This is a genomic window from Paractinoplanes rishiriensis (assembly GCF_016862375.1).
In the GTDB taxonomy this organism is placed as follows: domain Bacteria; phylum Actinomycetota; class Actinomycetes; order Mycobacteriales; family Micromonosporaceae; genus Actinoplanes; species Actinoplanes rishiriensis.
In genome coordinates this window covers 360156-375636 of sequence record NZ_BOMV01000007.1, presented here as the reverse complement: position 1 = coordinate 375636, position 15481 = coordinate 360156, and the positions used below count along the sequence as shown (strand labels likewise).

General features: G+C 74.4%; 12 protein-coding genes. 10 read left to right on the top strand and 2 right to left on the bottom strand.

Going from position 1 to position 15481, the window contains the following annotated elements:
* The first annotated feature begins 4 nt into the window (after positions 1–4).
* From Ari01nite_RS05620 to Ari01nite_RS05605, 4 genes are read left to right on the top strand one after another with little or no spacing between them, the layout of a single operon-like run.
* Entirely contained in the window at positions 5–2041 is a 2037-nt protein-coding gene (locus tag Ari01nite_RS05620) for a glycosyltransferase (RefSeq protein ID WP_203779968.1), read from the top strand.
* A complete protein-coding gene (locus Ari01nite_RS05615) occupies positions 2025–2648 on the top strand; it encodes a hypothetical protein (protein WP_239162494.1) in 624 nt (207 codons plus the stop codon). The genes Ari01nite_RS05620 and Ari01nite_RS05615 overlap by 17 nt, the downstream gene beginning before the upstream one ends.
* Positions 2649–2689: 41 nt before the next feature.
* Positions 2690–4216, top strand: a complete 1527-nt coding sequence (locus tag Ari01nite_RS05610; RefSeq protein ID WP_203779967.1) for a hypothetical protein — start codon at positions 2690–2692, stop codon at positions 4214–4216.
* A gap of 12 nt (positions 4217–4228) precedes the next feature.
* Positions 4229–5263 carry an O-methyltransferase gene (locus Ari01nite_RS05605; RefSeq protein ID WP_203779966.1) on the top strand — a complete coding sequence of 345 codons (1035 nt, stop codon included), beginning with the start codon at positions 4229–4231 and terminating at the stop codon, positions 5261–5263.
* Here the strand turns inward: Ari01nite_RS05605 and Ari01nite_RS05600 are convergent.
* Positions 5241–5726, bottom strand: a complete 486-nt coding sequence (locus Ari01nite_RS05600; protein WP_203779965.1) for a CAP domain-containing protein — start codon at positions 5724–5726, stop codon at positions 5241–5243. The two genes, Ari01nite_RS05605 and Ari01nite_RS05600, sit on opposite strands and share 23 nt — an antisense overlap.
* A 233-nt stretch (positions 5727–5959) precedes the next feature.
* Here Ari01nite_RS05600 and Ari01nite_RS05595 point away from each other — a divergent pair, with 233 nt between their 5' ends.
* Positions 5960–8137 carry a glycosyl transferase gene (locus Ari01nite_RS05595; protein ID WP_203779964.1) on the top strand — a complete coding sequence of 726 codons (2178 nt, stop codon included), beginning with the start codon at positions 5960–5962 and terminating at the stop codon, positions 8135–8137.
* 1 nt (position 8138) lies between these two features.
* Positions 8139–8810 carry a hypothetical protein gene (locus tag Ari01nite_RS05590; protein WP_203779962.1) on the top strand — a complete coding sequence of 224 codons (672 nt, stop codon included), beginning with the start codon at positions 8139–8141 and terminating at the stop codon, positions 8808–8810.
* On the opposite strand, the gene Ari01nite_RS05585 is transcribed toward Ari01nite_RS05590, so the two are convergent.
* Positions 8785–10899: an acyltransferase family protein gene (locus Ari01nite_RS05585; RefSeq protein ID WP_203779960.1), complete on the bottom strand. Its 2115-nt coding sequence runs from the start codon at positions 10897–10899 to the stop codon at positions 8785–8787. The two genes, Ari01nite_RS05590 and Ari01nite_RS05585, sit on opposite strands and share 26 nt — an antisense overlap.
* A 75-nt stretch (positions 10900–10974) precedes the next feature.
* Between Ari01nite_RS05585 and Ari01nite_RS05580 the strand changes: the two genes are divergently transcribed.
* From Ari01nite_RS05580 to Ari01nite_RS05565, 4 genes are read left to right on the top strand one after another with little or no spacing between them, the layout of a single operon-like run.
* Positions 10975–12525: a hypothetical protein gene (locus tag Ari01nite_RS05580; RefSeq protein ID WP_203779958.1), complete on the top strand. Its 1551-nt coding sequence runs from the start codon at positions 10975–10977 to the stop codon at positions 12523–12525.
* Positions 12522–13499, top strand: a complete 978-nt coding sequence (locus Ari01nite_RS05575) for a glycosyltransferase family 2 protein (protein WP_203779956.1) — start codon at positions 12522–12524, stop codon at positions 13497–13499. The genes Ari01nite_RS05580 and Ari01nite_RS05575 overlap by 4 nt, the downstream gene beginning before the upstream one ends.
* Positions 13496–15076, top strand: coding sequence for a hypothetical protein (locus tag Ari01nite_RS05570; RefSeq protein WP_203779954.1), 1581 nt, complete (start codon positions 13496–13498; stop codon positions 15074–15076). The genes Ari01nite_RS05575 and Ari01nite_RS05570 overlap by 4 nt, the downstream gene beginning before the upstream one ends.
* The gene (locus Ari01nite_RS05565; protein WP_203779953.1) at positions 15073–15459 is read left to right on the top strand and encodes a GtrA family protein; all 387 of its coding nucleotides are present in this window, start codon (positions 15073–15075) and stop codon (positions 15457–15459) included. The genes Ari01nite_RS05570 and Ari01nite_RS05565 overlap by 4 nt, the downstream gene beginning before the upstream one ends.
* Positions 15460–15481: the final 22 nt, after the last annotated feature.

Genomic DNA, 15481 nt, shown 5'->3' with positions numbered 1-15481 from the left:
CGTCGTGACCTTGTACGACGTCGCGATCCTGTCCGACCTGCGCTATCCGGGCGGCAACTCGGCGAGCATCGTCGCGGAGGTACAGGCGCAGGCCGCCGCGGGACTGTCCACGGTGCTCATCCATGTGCCGTCGCCACATCTGCGGCACGCCCGGCCGTTCCAGTCCCGGATTGTCGCCTGCCTGCGTGACGGCCTCGCCGACCTGGCCCACGACGACGGCACCGAGATCGCCGCGAAGGTGCTGCTCATCCGGCAGCCGCGGATCTTCACGGTGGAGCCGGCCCCGGTGCCACGGATCCGCGCCGAACACACCATCGTGGTGCTCAACCAGCCGCCCGGCGACGAGCAGGACGACGAGCGCTACTACGTCTTCGCCGACGTGCGGGCGCGTGTCGAGCGGCTGTTCGGCACCGGCGTGGTGTGGGCGCCGATCAGCTCACAGGTGCGCGACAACGTGCACCGGGTGGCGCCGCAGACGATCCTGCCGGACACCGACTGGCACGAGATCATCGACGTCGCCGAATGGCAGGTGGAGCGCCGGCCGCCCGGCCCGGTGCCGGTGATCGGGCGGCACGGCCGGCCGGATCCGGTGAAGTGGCCGCGCTCGGCCGGCGACCTGCTGGCCGCCTATCCGGACTCCCGCGAGGTCAAGGTCCGGATCCTGGGTGGCGGCGAGATCGGCGTACAGCGCCTCGGCCGTCAGCCGAAGTCCTGGGACGTCGTCGAGTTCGGCGCCGAGTCGCCCCGCGACTTCCTCGCCAGCCTGGACTTCTTCGTGTACTTCCACGACCCGGACTGGGTGGAGGCATTCGGCCGCACCATCCTGGAGGCGATGGCCAGCGGCGTGCCGGTCATCGTGGGCCCGCACTTCCGGGCCGTGTTCGGCGAGGCCGCGCTCTACACCGACCCGGTCGGCGTCCGCGAGCTGGTGCACCGGCTGCACGACGACCGCCCGGTGTACGCCGCCCAGGTGGCCCGCGCCCGGCGATACGTCACCGAGCAGTTCGGCAGCGCCTCGCACATCGCCCGGCTCGCCTCGCTGGGGGTGCTGCCAACGGGGCCGACCCGGCCCGAACCGTCCATCGAGGCACCGCCGCTGCTGCCGGCCGTCCGGCCGAACCGGCGGGTGCTGCTGGTCGGCGACGACGTGGACCGGTTCCGGGCGATCGCGCGCCGGTTGCCGGCCGGCCTCGAGGCTGTGGTGGTGGCCGGCTCGGCCGGCCTGGCCGACGCGCACGCCGCCGGCCTGCTCACCGAATACCTGCCCGGCGCCGGCGATCTCGGCGTGCCGGACGGCCGCTGGCACGGCTTCGTCCGGGACCGGCTGCGTCACCTGGTCGAGCTGTACCGGCCGCGGGCCGTGCTGGTCGGCGGCCTGCCGCACGACGGGATCACCGCGGCCATCGCGGACAACCCGGCGCCGCGCTGGCTCTGGCTGCGGCCGGCCATGTGGCGGCGCGGCACCGGCGGCGAATGGGCCGGCCGGGGCGCGGCCTTCGCCGGCATCCTGGAGCCCGGCGAGTTCGCCGCGGCCGGTGACGAGGGCTGGACCACCACCAGCCGGGCCGGGGTGTCCACCGTGGACCCGATCACCGACCTGCCGGCCCGGTTGCCCCGGCGCACCCGGGAGCAGACCCTGCTGTGCCGCGGCGTCGAGGCGTCGCTGCCCGGTTACCGGGTGGTCGAGCCGGGCACCGGTCCGGCCGGCGTCGCGGTGGCGGTGTCCCGGGCCGGCTACACGAGCTTTCACGAGCTGATCGGCGCCCGGGTGCCGACCGTGTTCGTACCCGATCCGGGGGCCGCCGACGACGAGCTGGCCCGGGCCCGGTTCGCGGCCGCCGCGGGGGTGGCGCTGTACGCCACCGACGACGAGGCGGCGGCCGCCCAGCTGCAGCGGCTGGCCGACCCGGCGGTGCGCACCGAACTGCGCCGCCGCTGCGCCGAACTCGCGTTCGGCAACGGTGCCACGGACGCCGCGGCCTGGCTGGCCGCTCACTGCCGGGGACGCAACGAGGAGGCAGATCTTGTCGGAGGCCGATGACCTGGCGCTGGCCCGGTGGGAGGTGGCCACGCTGACCGGCCGGCTGCGCTGGGTCGAGGACGAGCGCGACGCCGCGGTCCGCGACCGGGACCGCAACGTCGAGCTGGTGACGGCGCTGCGCCGCAGCCGCTCGTACCGGCTCGGCCGGGCCCTGGTCGACCTGGCCCGCGATCCGGTGCGTACCGGACCGGCGCTGGCCGGTCAGGCCTGCAGGCGGCTGCGCCGGCGACCGCCCGCGAAGCCGCGCCGCAAGCCGCCGGCCGGACCGGTGCCGGCCCGGGTGTACGTGGCGGTCGGGCTGGACCACCCGGCGTCGCACGCGCTGATCCGGGCGCTGCGGCAGCGGATCCTGGTCGACGGCGACCACCTGCCGGTGGTGGTGACCGACCAGCCGGCGCTGCGCGGCCTCCAGGTGCCGGGCGTGGTGCTGGAATACCTGCCGGACCCGAGGACCTGGTCGCGGCACGACCCGGGCGCGGACTGGGAGGCGCTGCTGGCCGGCCGGATCGCCCAGCTCTGCCGGGACCACCGGGCCTGCCGGGCGGTGGTGGTCGACCCGCGTGACCCGCCCAGCCTGGCCCGGTTGCTGGAGCCCCCGACTTATTGACCCTGCGTTACTGAGTCCGCTGCGGTCTCGTTGCCCTGCACATGAACCCGCTCTGGCGGCGGGCGCTGCTGCGGGCGGCGCTCGTTCCGCTCGTGGTGCTGGCGCCGCTGGTGGCGCTGGCACCGACCGCCGACCACCGGTTCAACGTGTACTGGCACGGCGGACTCTTCCGGGACGACCCGCTGCGGATCGTGCCGCACACCCTTGACTCGCTGCCCGGCTACCTGCGGGCCGGCAACTTCCGGCCGCTGGGCCGGATGCTGGAGAAGCTGCTCGACCTGGTCGCGTACACCCTCGGTGATGTCTTCGGGTTGCCGGCGAACGTGGCGTTCCGGCTGGTCTCGTTCGCGGCCGCGGTGTTGCTCTGTGTGCTGGCGCTGGTCTTCGCGCAGAGCGTGCTCACCCGCGGCCGGCTGTTCCGGGAACCACCGTCCACGGTGGCCGCGCTGCTGCCGTTCGCGGCCGGCGGCGGGCTGATCGCGGCCGGCAAGTCCAGCCCGGTGGTGCTGTTCGGCGGCCTCTACCTCACCTCGGCCGCCGTCGTGCTGGCGGTCGCCGCGGCGGTGTGCCGGATCGACCCGGACCGCCGGATCCGGCTGTGGTGGGTGCCGGCGGTGCTCGCCGCGGGCGCGGTCCTGGCGGTCTGCAACGAGATCGTCTATCTGGCACTGCCGCTGGCCACCGTCGCGGCCCTGGCGCGTGGCCGGTGGGTGCTCGGGCTGCCGCCGCGCCGGCTGCTCGCCGCCGCCCCGGCCCGGGTGCTGGCCCTGATGTGGCTCGGCTTCCTGCCGGCGTTCGTGGCGGCCCGGCTGGTCATCCAGGGTTACTGCGCCCGGGGTGCGTGCTACAAGGGCTCGGATGTGGCGGCCGGCCCGGCGGTGCTGGAGGCCTTTCCGGTACGCCTGGTGTCCTGGTTCCCGGCGCTGATGTGGCAGACCGCGGCGCGCGGCCGGGGCTGGCTCGGCGGCGTGGTGCTGATCCTCGCCCTGCTCGTCCTGGTCGTGCTGGTCGTGCAGGCGATCCGCGACCTGCCCGGGCTGTCCACGGTGGACCGTCCGGCGGCCGCCGCGCTGGCGGTGAGCGCGGCCGCGCTGGTTGCCCTCGGCGCCGGGCTGGGCTCGTTGAGCATCGACGTGCAGGACATCGTGGCCGCCGGGCGCTGGGGCCAGGCCTGGCGCGACTCGGCGGTGACCATGCCGGCCGGCGCGCTGCTGCTGGCCGGGCTCGCCCACCTGGTACGGCCGCGGCCGGTCGTGCTGGCCGGGCTGGTGCTGCTGCTGGCCGGCACGGCGAGCGTCTCGGCGGCGGCCAACAAACGCTTCCGGGACAAGGTGGCGGCCACCCCGGCAGCCCGGCTGGACGACCGGCTGGCGCAGTCGGTGGCCGAGTTCGACCCGACGCCGGCGGGCGCGGCCCGGCGCTGCGCGCTGCGCGCCGAGTTCTTCGCCATGTTCGCCGGCACGCCGTTCTCGCTGCGCCGCTTCGACCAGTCCTTCAACCGGGCCGCCCAGCAACGTGCCGGTGTCCCGTTCTGCCCGGGCGTAACCGGCACCGAGCAGGGCCGTTGACGAGATGTGAAGATGCGCCCGTTGCCGAGACCGACCCGTCGCCAGGCGGCCCTGCTGGGCGCCGCGGCCGTCCTGTGTGCCGCGGCCGGCGGCAGTGCGCTCACCGGCCATCTCGGCGTGGCGCTCACCGTGCTCGCCGTTTTTCTGGCCGGTCTGCTCGGCCTGGTGCTGCTGCTCGCCCGGCGGCTCGGCGCGCTGCTGGCCGCCAACCGCAAGACGCAGCGGGACGTGCGGTCGGTGCTCGACCAGACGCAGCGGCGGGTGCTCGGCGCGGTCGAGGAGATGCTGCTGGCGGCCGGCGACCGGCACCGCGAGCTGACCGACGCGCTGGCCGCCCAGCAGAAGGCCGCCGCGGCCGGCACCGACCGGTTGCTGCGCGCCCAGACCAGCGAGGTCGAGGCGCTCGTGCAGCTGTTCCAGGGCTTCACGCCGCGGGCGCCGATGCCGTCCTCGGGCGGGTTCGCGCTCAACCCCACCGACCTGCTCGACCTGCTGCACCTGATCCGCAGCCGGCGGCCGCGGCTGGTGCTCGAACTGGGCAGCGGCACGTCGTCGGTGTGGATCGCGTACGCGCTGGAGCAGACCGGCGGCAGGCTGATCTCGTTGGACCACGAACCGATGTACGCCGAGAAGACCCGCAGCGCGCTGGCCGAGCACCAGCTGACCGGCGTGGCCGAGGTCCGCGACGCCCCGCTGCGCCCGGTGGTCCTGGACGGCCGCAGCTTCCCCTGGTACGACGTCGACGCGGTGGCCGACCTGCGGGCCGTGGACCTGCTGCTGATCGACGGCCCGCCGGAGAAGACCGGGCCGGACGCGCGCTACCCGGCGATGCGGGTGCTCGAGGACAAGCTGGCCGACGCGGCCACCGTGGTCTTCGACGACGCGCACCGGCACGACGAGCAGCAGGCCCTGCGCCGCTGGGTGGAAACGATCGAGGGCCTCACCCAGGAAGGTGAGGCCCTCGGACGGCACGCGGTGCTGTCGTACCGGCGGATCGTGCGTCAGCACGGTCCGGTCGACGAGATCAGTAGCCGAAGTTCTGGGTGAAGTACGGCGTGCCGCTCTTGGCGTAGACCGCGCCCACGCCGACCGTCTTGACCGAGCAGTTCAGCAGGTTCTTGCGGTGCCCCGGGCTGGCCAGCCAGGCCTTCACGACGTCCAGGCCGGAGCGGTAGCCGAAGGCGATGTTCTCGCTGGCCGGCTGCGGGTACCTGGCGGCCTTGGCCCGGGTGATGAAGCTGGAGCCGGCGTTGCCGGTGTGGCTGAAGGTGCCGGTGCGGCCCATCCACGCGCTGTGGCCGCGGGCGGCGGTGGTCAGCCGGGCGTCCACTCGGACCGCCTTGCAGCCGTGCAGCGTGCGCTGCTTGTTGGTCAGGTAGACGATGTCGCCCTGGAGCTTCGCCTCGCTCACCACCGCGGCCGACGCCGGTGAGGCGACCATGACCAGGCCGAGCAGGGTGGCGGGGATCATCGCGATCAGGGCCAGACGCTTGGTGATCGAGGCACGCATCAGGTCGGACTGCCTTTCGGTGGTGGAGGCCCGGCTGCTACCGCCGGGTTCACCGACACAGTTCGGCCCGTGAGCAGCGGCGATGACCCCGTAGCGGTTGCCTTGGCGGGGTCCTTGGGTTGCCGCGCGGTTGGCTACCGGAGCCCGGTCGCAGCCGGGTTGCCGTCACGGTGCATGCCCGTTTTCGTTGGTATGTCCGGGAGCTGGATGCGCCTAACTGAGGAGACAGCACCGTGTACGACGTGGCCATCCTGTCCGACTTCCGGTATCCCGGTGGCACCTCGGCGAGCATCGCCGCGGAGGTGCACGCGCAGGCCGAGGCGGCCCTTTCCACGGTGCTCGTGCACGTGCCCTCGCCGCACCAGCCGCGGGCTCTGCCGTTCAGTCCGCGGATCAGCGAACTGCTCCGGGACGGGGTGGCCACGCTGGCCCGCGACGACGAGCCGGTCAGCGCCCGGCTGCTGCTGGTGCGCCAGCCACGGATCTTCACCGAGGACCTGGCGCTGCCGCCCCGGGTGCGGGCCGAGCGGACGGTCATGGTGATCAACCAGCCGCCCGGGGACGCCGGCAACCCGTACCGCTACTACGACTTCGCCGCGGTCCGCGAGCGCGTGCACCGCTACTTCGGCCCGGACGTGCAGTGGGCGCCGATCAGCTCGCAGGTGCGCGACCAGGTGCGCCAGGTGGCACCGGACGCCCGGCTCGCGGACGGCGACTGGCACGAGATCATCGACGTGGCGCACTGGTGGCGCGACCGGGACGGCTTCGTCGGCGACCTGCCGGTGATCGGCCGGCACGGGCGGGCCGACGCGGTGAAGTGGCCCCGCGACCCGGACGAGATCCTGCAGGCCTACCCGGACGACGACGCCCTGCGGGTGCGCGTGCTGGGCGGCGGTGAGATCGCGGTGAAGGCGCTCGGGCACACCCCGGCGAACTGGGACGTGGTCCGGTTCGGCAAGGAGGCGCCGGAGGAGTTCCTGCGCACCATCGACTTCTTCGTCTACTTCCACGACCCGGACCTGGTCGAGGCGTTCGGTCGCACCATTCTCGAGGCGATGGCCAGCGGCGTCCCGGTGATCATCGGTGCGCATTTCCGGCCCACCTTCGCCGACGCCGCGCTCTACACCACCCCGGCCGGGGTGCCGGCGCTGGTCCGCGAGCTGTACGCCGACCCGGCCCGGTACCGCGCGGTGGTGAGCCGGGCCCGGGAGTTCGCCGAGCGCCGGTACGGCCACCAGTCGCACCTGACCCGGCTGGCCGAACTCGGCATCCGGCCGCGGATCTCCGGCGGCACCTCGGGCACCTCCGGCTCGTCCGGCCCGGCGGTGCGCCGCCGGGTGCTGATGGTCAGCGACAACGGCGCCGGGATGGGCCACCTGTCCCGGCTCATGGCGATCGCCCGGCGGTTCCCGGCGGACACCGCCACGGTGATCGCCACCCAGTCGTACGCGGCCTCAGTCGCCCACCAGGAGGGCTTCCTCACCGAGTACATCCCGTCCCGCAAGGTGCTCGACTTCGCCAAGCCGCGCTGGTCGGCACTGCTGCGCGACCGGATCGACCACCTCGTCGCGCTGCACGAGCCGGACGTGGTCGCGGTGGACAGCGTGCCGCACCCCGGGATCGTCGAGGCGGTACAGGCGCATCCCGAGATCACCTGGGTCTGGGTGCGCCGGGCCATGTGGCAGCGCGGCGTGGGCGCCGAGTGGATCACCGAGGGCAAGGTCTTCGACCACGTGCTCGAACCCGGCGAGTTCGCGGGCGCCGCCGACCTCGGCCCGACCGTGGCCGACCGGGCGAACGCATACCAGGTCGGCCCGATCACCTTCCTGGACGAGAGCGAGCTGCTGGACGCCGCCGCGGCCAGGGCCGAGCTGGGCCTGGACGACCGGCCGGCCGCGCTGCTGCAGCTGGGCGCCGGGAACATCAACGACATCGCCTCGCCGGTCGGCCGGATCTGCCGGCACCTGTCCGGCCACGGCTTCCAGCTGGTGCTGGCCGAGTCCACGATCGCGACCACGCCGATGCCCCGGATCCCGGGTGCCAAGGTGGTCAAGCTCTACCCGGTCAGCCGCTACCTGCGCGCGTTCGACCTCACCGTGAGCGCGGCCGGCTACAACTCGTTCCACGAGCAGATCGGCTTCGGCATCCCCACGGTCTTCCTGCCGAACACCGCCACCAAGCTGGACGACCAGGTGGGCCGGGCCCGCTTCGCGGCGGCCACCGGTGTGGCGCTGTCGGTCGAGAACCCGGCCCTGGTCGAGCTCGAGGAAGCGCTGGACCGGGTGGTTCGTCCCGAGGTGCGGGCCGGGCTGACCCGGCGCTGTGCTGAGCTGGGTTTTCCCAACGGCGGCGCCGCGGCGGCCGCGTGGATAAGCGGGCTGCCGGCCCGCTCCGAAGGCTTCGGAGGCTGACGTGCAGGACCTGAAGGTGCCCGGGCACCCCGGGCTGGAGGCACCCGAGCGGGCGCGCTGGGAGCTGGCCGCGATGGCCGGCCGGTTGCGCTCGCTGGAGGCGCGGCTGGCCGAGGAGCAGCAGAACGCGGAGACGCTGCGCAAGGAGCGCGACCGCGAGCGGCTGCGGCTGGAACGGCTGCGCGACTCGGAGTCCTACCGGCTCGGGTACGGCCTGGTGTCGCTGGTCAAGGACCCGGTGCACACGGTGCCCCGGCTGACCCGGGCGGTGCTGCGCCGGATGCGCGGCCGTCGTCCCGCGGGCCGGCCGGCCACCGTACGACGGGCACCGGCCGCGCCCCAGCGCCCGCCCGCATACCTGTACGTGGCGCTCGGCCTCGACCTCGCCGCGGTCCGCGACTTCGTGCTGACCCTGCGGCAGCGGATGCTGGTCAGCCCGGACCACAAGCCGGTGGTGCTCACCGACTGCTCGTCCTTCGCGCTGCTCCGCGACCTCGGCGTGCTGCTGGAGTACGTGCCGGACCGGGCCACCTGGGAGCGGCACCGCCCGGACCGGCCCTGGGAGGACGTGCTGTCCCAGCGCCTGTCCCGGCTGTACCGCGACCACGAGACGGCCCGGACCATCGTGGTGGACCGGGACCAGCCGCTCAGCCTGGCTGATCTGCTGCGCTGAGGCGCGCCGCCAGCAGCGGCACCAGCGCCTCGGCGTACGCCGTGGTCATGTGGTTCGAGTCGCGGTAGACCAGCACGTTGCCGATCACCGGCGGGCACACGTCGGTGCAGAACCAGGCGAGCGGGTTGATGATCTCGGCGCGCCGGCCGCCGGCGTACGACAGGAACACCTCGCGCTGGTCCAGGCCGCGCAGCGCCGACCGGCGGCTCCGGGTGCAGTTGCCGGCCTTCGCGGCGTTGTCCGGCTTGGCCAGGCACTCCGGCACCGACCCGCCCATGTACGGGGTGTCCGCGATGGCCGCCACCCGGGCGCCGCTGCGGCGTACCTGGTCGAAGGTCCGGTCCCAGGCGGACCGCCACAGCGCCGCCGGGTCGCCCGCCGGGCGGGCCGGGGTGTAGTTGAAGCTGGACCCGATCACCACGAGGTCCGGCTTCAGCGCCTGGATCCGGGCGATGGCCGAACGATGGAACGCCGTGCACTCGGTGTAGGTGCGCTTCAGCGAGTCGTGCCACAGCGGCACGTCGGCCGCCGAGCAGGAACTCTTGGTCAACTCGACGAGCCGCCACCGGTGGGACACCGCGATCTGTTCCAGGGCCGGGAACCAGTGCGCCGCGTGCGAGTCGCCGAACAGCACCACCGTGGTGTCGCCGGCCGGATCGCCGTACACGCAGCCGGCCGGCGCCGCGGTGGCCGGCACGTCGGCGTGGCAGCCGTCGGCCCACACCCGGGGCCGGTTCTTGCCGGCCGCGGCCAGCTTGGGCCGCAGGTTGGCCGGCAGCCGGCCCAGCCGGCGACCGGCCTCGATGTGCCGGGTCAGCTCGGCCGCCGGGTCGGCCGCGGCCGACAGCGTCGCGCGCAGATCGGGCCGCCGCTCGCCGGCCGGCACGCCGTGCGGCAGCAGCAGGAGCGCCACCCCGGCGGCAGCCACCGAGCCGGACAGCGCGGCGCCCAGGCCCAGCCCACGGGCGGCCCGGTCGCGCAGGTGCGGCCGGTGCCGCAGCGGATTTTCCACCCAGCGGTGGGTGGCCCAGGCCAGCCCGAGTGCCGCCGCCGCGAGCAGCACCTTCTGCGGGAGCGTGCCGCGCACGCCGAGCGCCGCCGGGCCGATCAGCAGCAGCGGCCAGTGCCAGAGATACCAGGAGTAGGAGAGCCGGCCCACGGCCTGAAGCGGACGCACCGCCAGCAGCTTGCCGGCACCGGCGCCGCCGGCCGCGATCAGCGCGACCGCGCCGGCCACCGGGAGCGCGGCCCGCCAGCCGGGGAACGCGGTGCTCTCGTCGTAGCGGACCGCGGCCAGCAGGATCGCGGCCACCCCGGCCCAGCCGAGCGCGAACCGGGCCGCGGCGGGCAGCCGGCGCAGCCGGACCGCGGCCAGCGCCAGCAGCGCGCCGGCGCCGAGTTCCCAGGCCCGGGTGTGCGGTCCGAAGTAGGCCCACGGCTGCGACCGCACGGTCTCCGTGACGCTCAGCACGAACGAGCCGGCGACCAGCACGGCGAGCACCGCGGCCAGCGGGCGGCGGCGCTTGCCCAGGTACGCGGCGGCCACGATGAGCAGCGGCCAGACCAGGTAGAACTGCTCCTCCACGGCCAGCGACCAGAAGTGCTGGAACGGCGAGGGCGGTTGGTCCGCGGACAGGTAGTCGGTGCCGATCACGGCGAACCGCAGGTTGGCGACGTAGCCGGTGGCGGCCAGCGCGTCCCGGACGTACTCGCCCAGCCGGGTGGCCGGCAGGAACAGCCGGGCCGCGGCCAGGGTGGCGAGCAGCACCACGGCGGCGGCCGGCAGCAGGCGTACCGCCCGCCGGGCATAGAACCGGGCCACCGAGATCCGGCCGGCCTGCTCGGCCTCGCGCAGCAGCAGCGAGGTGATCAGGAAGCCGGAGATGACGAAGAAGACGTCCACGCCCACGTAGCCGCCGGCCAGGCCGGGCACCCCGGCATGACCGGCCACCACCAGCAGCACGGCAATGGCCCGCAGGCCCTCGATGTCGGTACGGAATCCGCGCTCGGCCGGCAGCACCGACGAGGGCAGCGAATCACGCTGGCCGGGCAACCGGGTGGCGGGGCTGATGGTGGCTACGTTGCGCACCTCAGCCCAACGCGCGCGGACCCCACCAGGTCGCGTGTCTCGCAACTTTCGACTCGGCGCGGTCGTTGGTCCGTCGTGACCGCCGAGATCGTCGAGGTGCCGCCACGGCCGCGCCGGCCGCTGCCGCCCACTGCCGAACCGGCCGGAACCCCGGACTCCGGGCGGCACTGGCGACGGCTCGCGCTGCGCGGCGTACTCGTGCCCCTGATTGTGCTTTTTCCGCTGTTGACCCTGACCCCGTCGGCGGATCACCGGTTCAACATCTACGCCAACGGCGGCCTGTACGCGAGCCGGCCCTGGCACCTGCTGCGGGTGGCCGTCGAGTCGGTGCCGATGTTCCTGGACCGGGGCAACTTCCGCCCGCTCGGCCGGGTCGTCGAATGGTCACTGGACGTCGTCGCGTTCGCCCTCACCGGGCTGGTCGGCCTGCCCGCGAACATCGGGCTGCGGCTGGTCTCGTTCGGCGCCGCGGTGCTGCTGACCCTGGCCGCCGTGCTGTTCGCCGCGGCGGTCACCACCCGCGGCCGGCTGTTCGGCGCGGCGCCCTCGGTGCCGGTGGCGCTGGTGCCGTTCGCGGTCGGCGCCGGGCTGGTGGCGGCCGGCCGGACCAGCACCACCGTCCTGTTCGGCGGGTTGTACCTGACCACCTCGGCGCTGGTGCTCGCGGTCGGCGCGTGGGCCTGCCGTAGCCGCCGGCCGGGCCTGCTCGTGGTGCTGGCCGGCGCCGCGCTGGCCGCGTTCAACGAACTGGCCTATCTGGCCGTGCCGCTGGCCACCGCGGCGGTGCTGCTGCGCGGCCGGGTGGTGCTCGGCAACGACTGGCGGACCACGCTGCGCGGCTCGGGGGTGCGGTTCGCCGGCCTGCTCTGGCTCGGGTTCCTGCCGGTCTTCGTGCCGGTGCGGCTGCTCATCATGCAGCGCTGCGCGGGCGGCGGCTGCTACACCGGCTCCGACCTGGCGCTCGGCGGCGCGCCCGCGGCCCTGCCCAACCGGCTGCTGTCCTGGCTGCCGCCGCTGATGTGGCGGCGGGCCGGGGGCGACCCGCTGCCGCACCTCGCCGCGCTCCTGCCGGTGCTGGCGTTCATGCTGCTCGCGGTGCTGGCCTGGCGGGCGCTCCGGCAGTTGCCGCAACTGCCGGCCCTGGACCGGGGCCAGGCGCTCGGCCTGGCCGGTGCCGCGGCCGTGCTGCTGCTCCTGGCCGGGACGCTGGCCGCCCTCAACGCCGACGTGCAGGCGATCGCCGGGCAGGGCCGCTGGGGGCAGGGCTGGCGGGACAGCGGGCTCACCACGGCCGCCGGCAGCCTGCTGGTGCTCGCCTGCTGGCGGCGCTTCGTGCCGGTGCTGCTGGTGCTGCTGATGGCCGGCGGCGTGCTGGCCGCGGCCGCCAACAAGGACTACCGGGACACGTCCGGGCGCGGGCAGTACCCGTACCTGCACGACCGGATCGCGCAGGAGATCGCCGGCTTCGACCGGACCCCGGCCGGCGACGCACGGCGCTGCGCGCTGCGGGCCGCCGTCATCACCATCGCCGCCACCGAGCGGGAAGTGGAGCGCTTCGACGTGAGTGTCACCCGGGCCACCCGGCACCTGGCCGGCCGTCCCTTCTGCACCCGGGCCGGCCGGTGACCAGCCTGGTGTCGGTGGTCGCGCCGATCTACAACGAGGGGCCGGGCGTCGACCGGTTCGTCCGGCGGCTCGGCGAGGTGCTCGGCGAGGCCGGCCTGCGCTACGAACTGGTGCTGGTCGACGACGGCTCGTCCGACGACTCCTGGGACCGGATCAGCCGGCAGGCGCTGCTCGACGACCGGGTCCGCGGGATCCAGCTGTCCCGCAACTTCGGCAAGGAACCGGCCGTGCTGGCCGGGCTCGAGCATGCGGCCGGCGACGCGGTGGTGGTCATCGACTCCGACCTCCAGCACCCGCCCGGCGCCATCCCGGCCATGGTGCAGCGCTGGCAGGACGGCGCGCACGTGGTCGAGGCGGTCAAGCGCAACCGCACCGGGCAGGGCCTGATCGGCCGGCTCGGCGGCAAGCTGTTCAACCGCGCGTTCACCGGGCTCACCAAGGTGGACCTGGTCGACGCCACCGACTTCCGGCTGCTGAGCCGGCCCGCGCTGGAGGCGCTGCTGCGGTTGCCCGAGCACTCCTCGTTCTTCCGCGGCACCAGCAGCTGGATCGGGTTCCGCCGGGCCACCATCGAGGTGGACATCGACCACCGGGAGGGCGGCGCGTCGCGCTGGACGTTCCGGTCGCTGTTCCGGCTGGCGGTCAACGGGATCACGTCGTTCAGCTCGGCGCCGCTGCACCTGGTCACCCTGATGGGACTGGCGTTCGCCGGATTCGCCGTGGTGCTCGGCGCGCAGACCCTGATCCGCTGGCTGCGCGGCGGCTCGGTGGCCGGCTTCCCGACCGTCATCCTGCTGCTGCTGGTGCTGGGCACCTTCATCCTGCTGGGGCTCGGTGTGATCGGGGAGTATCTGGCCCGGATCCATGAGGAGGTACGCGGCCGGCCGCGCTACCTGGTGCAGGAGAAGTCGGTGCGGGCAGCGGTGCCCGAGCAGTGGATGGCCGAGCAGGCTTCCCAGGCCGACCGCACGTGACGGCGGTGCTGGCCCCCGCCGCGACCGGCACGGGTGCCGCGGTGGGTGCCTGGCGGCGGCTGTTCCTGCGCTGCCTGCTGGTGCCGCTCACGGTGACGGCGCCACTCACGTACCTGGCCCTGGGTTTCGACCACCGGTACAACGTGTACTGGCATGGCGCCGTGGTGCAGGCCCGGCCCTGGAGCCTGGTCACCGAAAACCTGCGCACGGTCCCGATGTACCTGGACTTCGGCAACTTCCGGCCGCTCGGCCGGATGCTGGAGTGGTCGGTCGACGTGCTGGCCTACCTGCTCACCGGTCTGCTGCAGTTGCCCGCGCAGGTGGGGCTGCGGCTGATGTCGGCGCTGGCCGCGGCGGTGCTGACCGCGGCGGCCGTGCTGCTCGCCGAGGCGGTCACCGCGCGCGGCCGGATGTTCGGTGCGCCGCCGGCCCGGCCACTGGTGGTGGTGCCGTTCGCGCTCGGCGCGAGTCTGGCCGCGGCCGGGCAGTTGAGCAGCACGGTCCTCTTTGGTGGGCTGTATTTCCTGTCGGCGGCGATCGTGCTGGCGGTGGCCGCCTGGCTGGCTCGCGCGCCCCGCTCGATGCCGTTGGTGGTGGTGGCCGGCGCGGCGCTGGCCACGGTGAACGAAATGGCGGCGCTGGCGCTGCCGGTGGCCACGGTCGCGGTGCTGGCCCGAGCCCGCCTCGGGCCGGCGGCACTTCCCAATCCTGCATCGGCCGGCCCCGCCGGCCCCGCTCGGCCGCTGCGGGCGGTTGTGGCGCTCTGGGCCGGCTTTCTGCCGGTCTTCGTGCCGGTGCGCATCCTCATCTGGGCCGCCTGCCGGGACGGCGACTGCTACCGCAACTCCGATCTGCTCCTCGGCTCCGGCCTGGGCTCCGCGCTGCCGCACCGGTTGGTCGCCTGGCTGCCCCCGCTGCAGTGGGACGAGGCGCTGCGCGAGGCCGCGGCGCCCGGCCGGGTGGTGCTCGCGGCCGCGGTCCTGGCGCTCGCCGCGCTGGCCGTCCGCCCGCTCGCCGACCTGGCCCGGCTGCCCAGCCTCGGCCGCCGCCCGGCGATCGCCCTGGCCCTGACCGGCGCCGCGGTGCTGCTGCTCGGCGCCGGGCTCGGCTCGGTCAACCGGCAGGGCCAGCTGATGGCGTCGATGGACCGCTGGGGTGCCGGCTGGCGGGACAGCGGGCTCACCGCGGCCGGCGGCGCGCTGCTGCTGACCGGCCTGCTGGCGCTCGCCGCCCGGGCGGTCGTGCTGCGTACGGCTCTCGTCGTGGTCGCGCTCGGCGCGGCCGTCAGCACCGCGGTCAACCACGCCTACGCGCAGGCCGCGAACCGGCGTCCGGCCGCACTGGTCAGCGCCGCGATCTCCGCCGAGATCGCGCAGTTCGACACCACCGCGGCCGGCGACCGGCGGCGGTGCGAGCTGCGCGACCGGTTCGCCGCGCTGTTCGCCGACGACGCCTACTCGCGCTTCGCGGCCGGTGAACTGCCCGGCACCCGTAGCGCGGCGGATCGGATGCAGGTCACCGCCGACCTGGCGACCAGGCAGCGGTACGGGCGGCCGTTCTGCCGGGGTGCGGAGTGAACGGGCTGGGCCGGCTGGTCCGGTACGGGATCAGCGGCGGCGCGAGTGCCCTGACCCACTTCGGGATCGGGCTGGCGCTGGCCGAGGGCGCACAGGTGCGGCCGGTGGTGGCGTCGACGGCCGGATTCGTGGCGAGCATCCTGGTCTCGTACGGCCTTCAGCATGCCTGGGTTTTCCGCTCGTCCGCCGGTCATGCGGTGGCCGGCAGCAGGTTCCTCACGGTGACCGCGGTGGCGTTCGCGCTCAACACGATCGTGCTGTGGTGCGGCACGGAGCTGATGGCCGCACCGTATCCGCTGGTTCAGGGTGTCGCGCTGGTCGCCATCCCGGTCGTCAACTACACGCTGAACTCGCGCTGGACGTTCCGGGTGCGCTCCGGCTAGGTGCGCGGCCCGGGCGGACCGC

Bases quoted from the DNA above. Each gene is read 5' to 3' on its own strand.
- Ari01nite_RS05610 (WP_203779967.1), top strand. From the start codon at position 2,690: ATGAACCCGCTCTGGCGGCGGGCGCTGCTGCGGGCGGCGCTCGTTCCG.
- Ari01nite_RS05605 (WP_203779966.1), top strand. From the start codon at position 4,229: ATGCGCCCGTTGCCGAGACCGACCCGTCGCCAGGCGGCCCTGCTGGGC.
- Ari01nite_RS05600 (WP_203779965.1), bottom strand. From the start codon at position 5,726: ATGCGTGCCTCGATCACCAAGCGTCTGGCCCTGATCGCGATGATCCCC.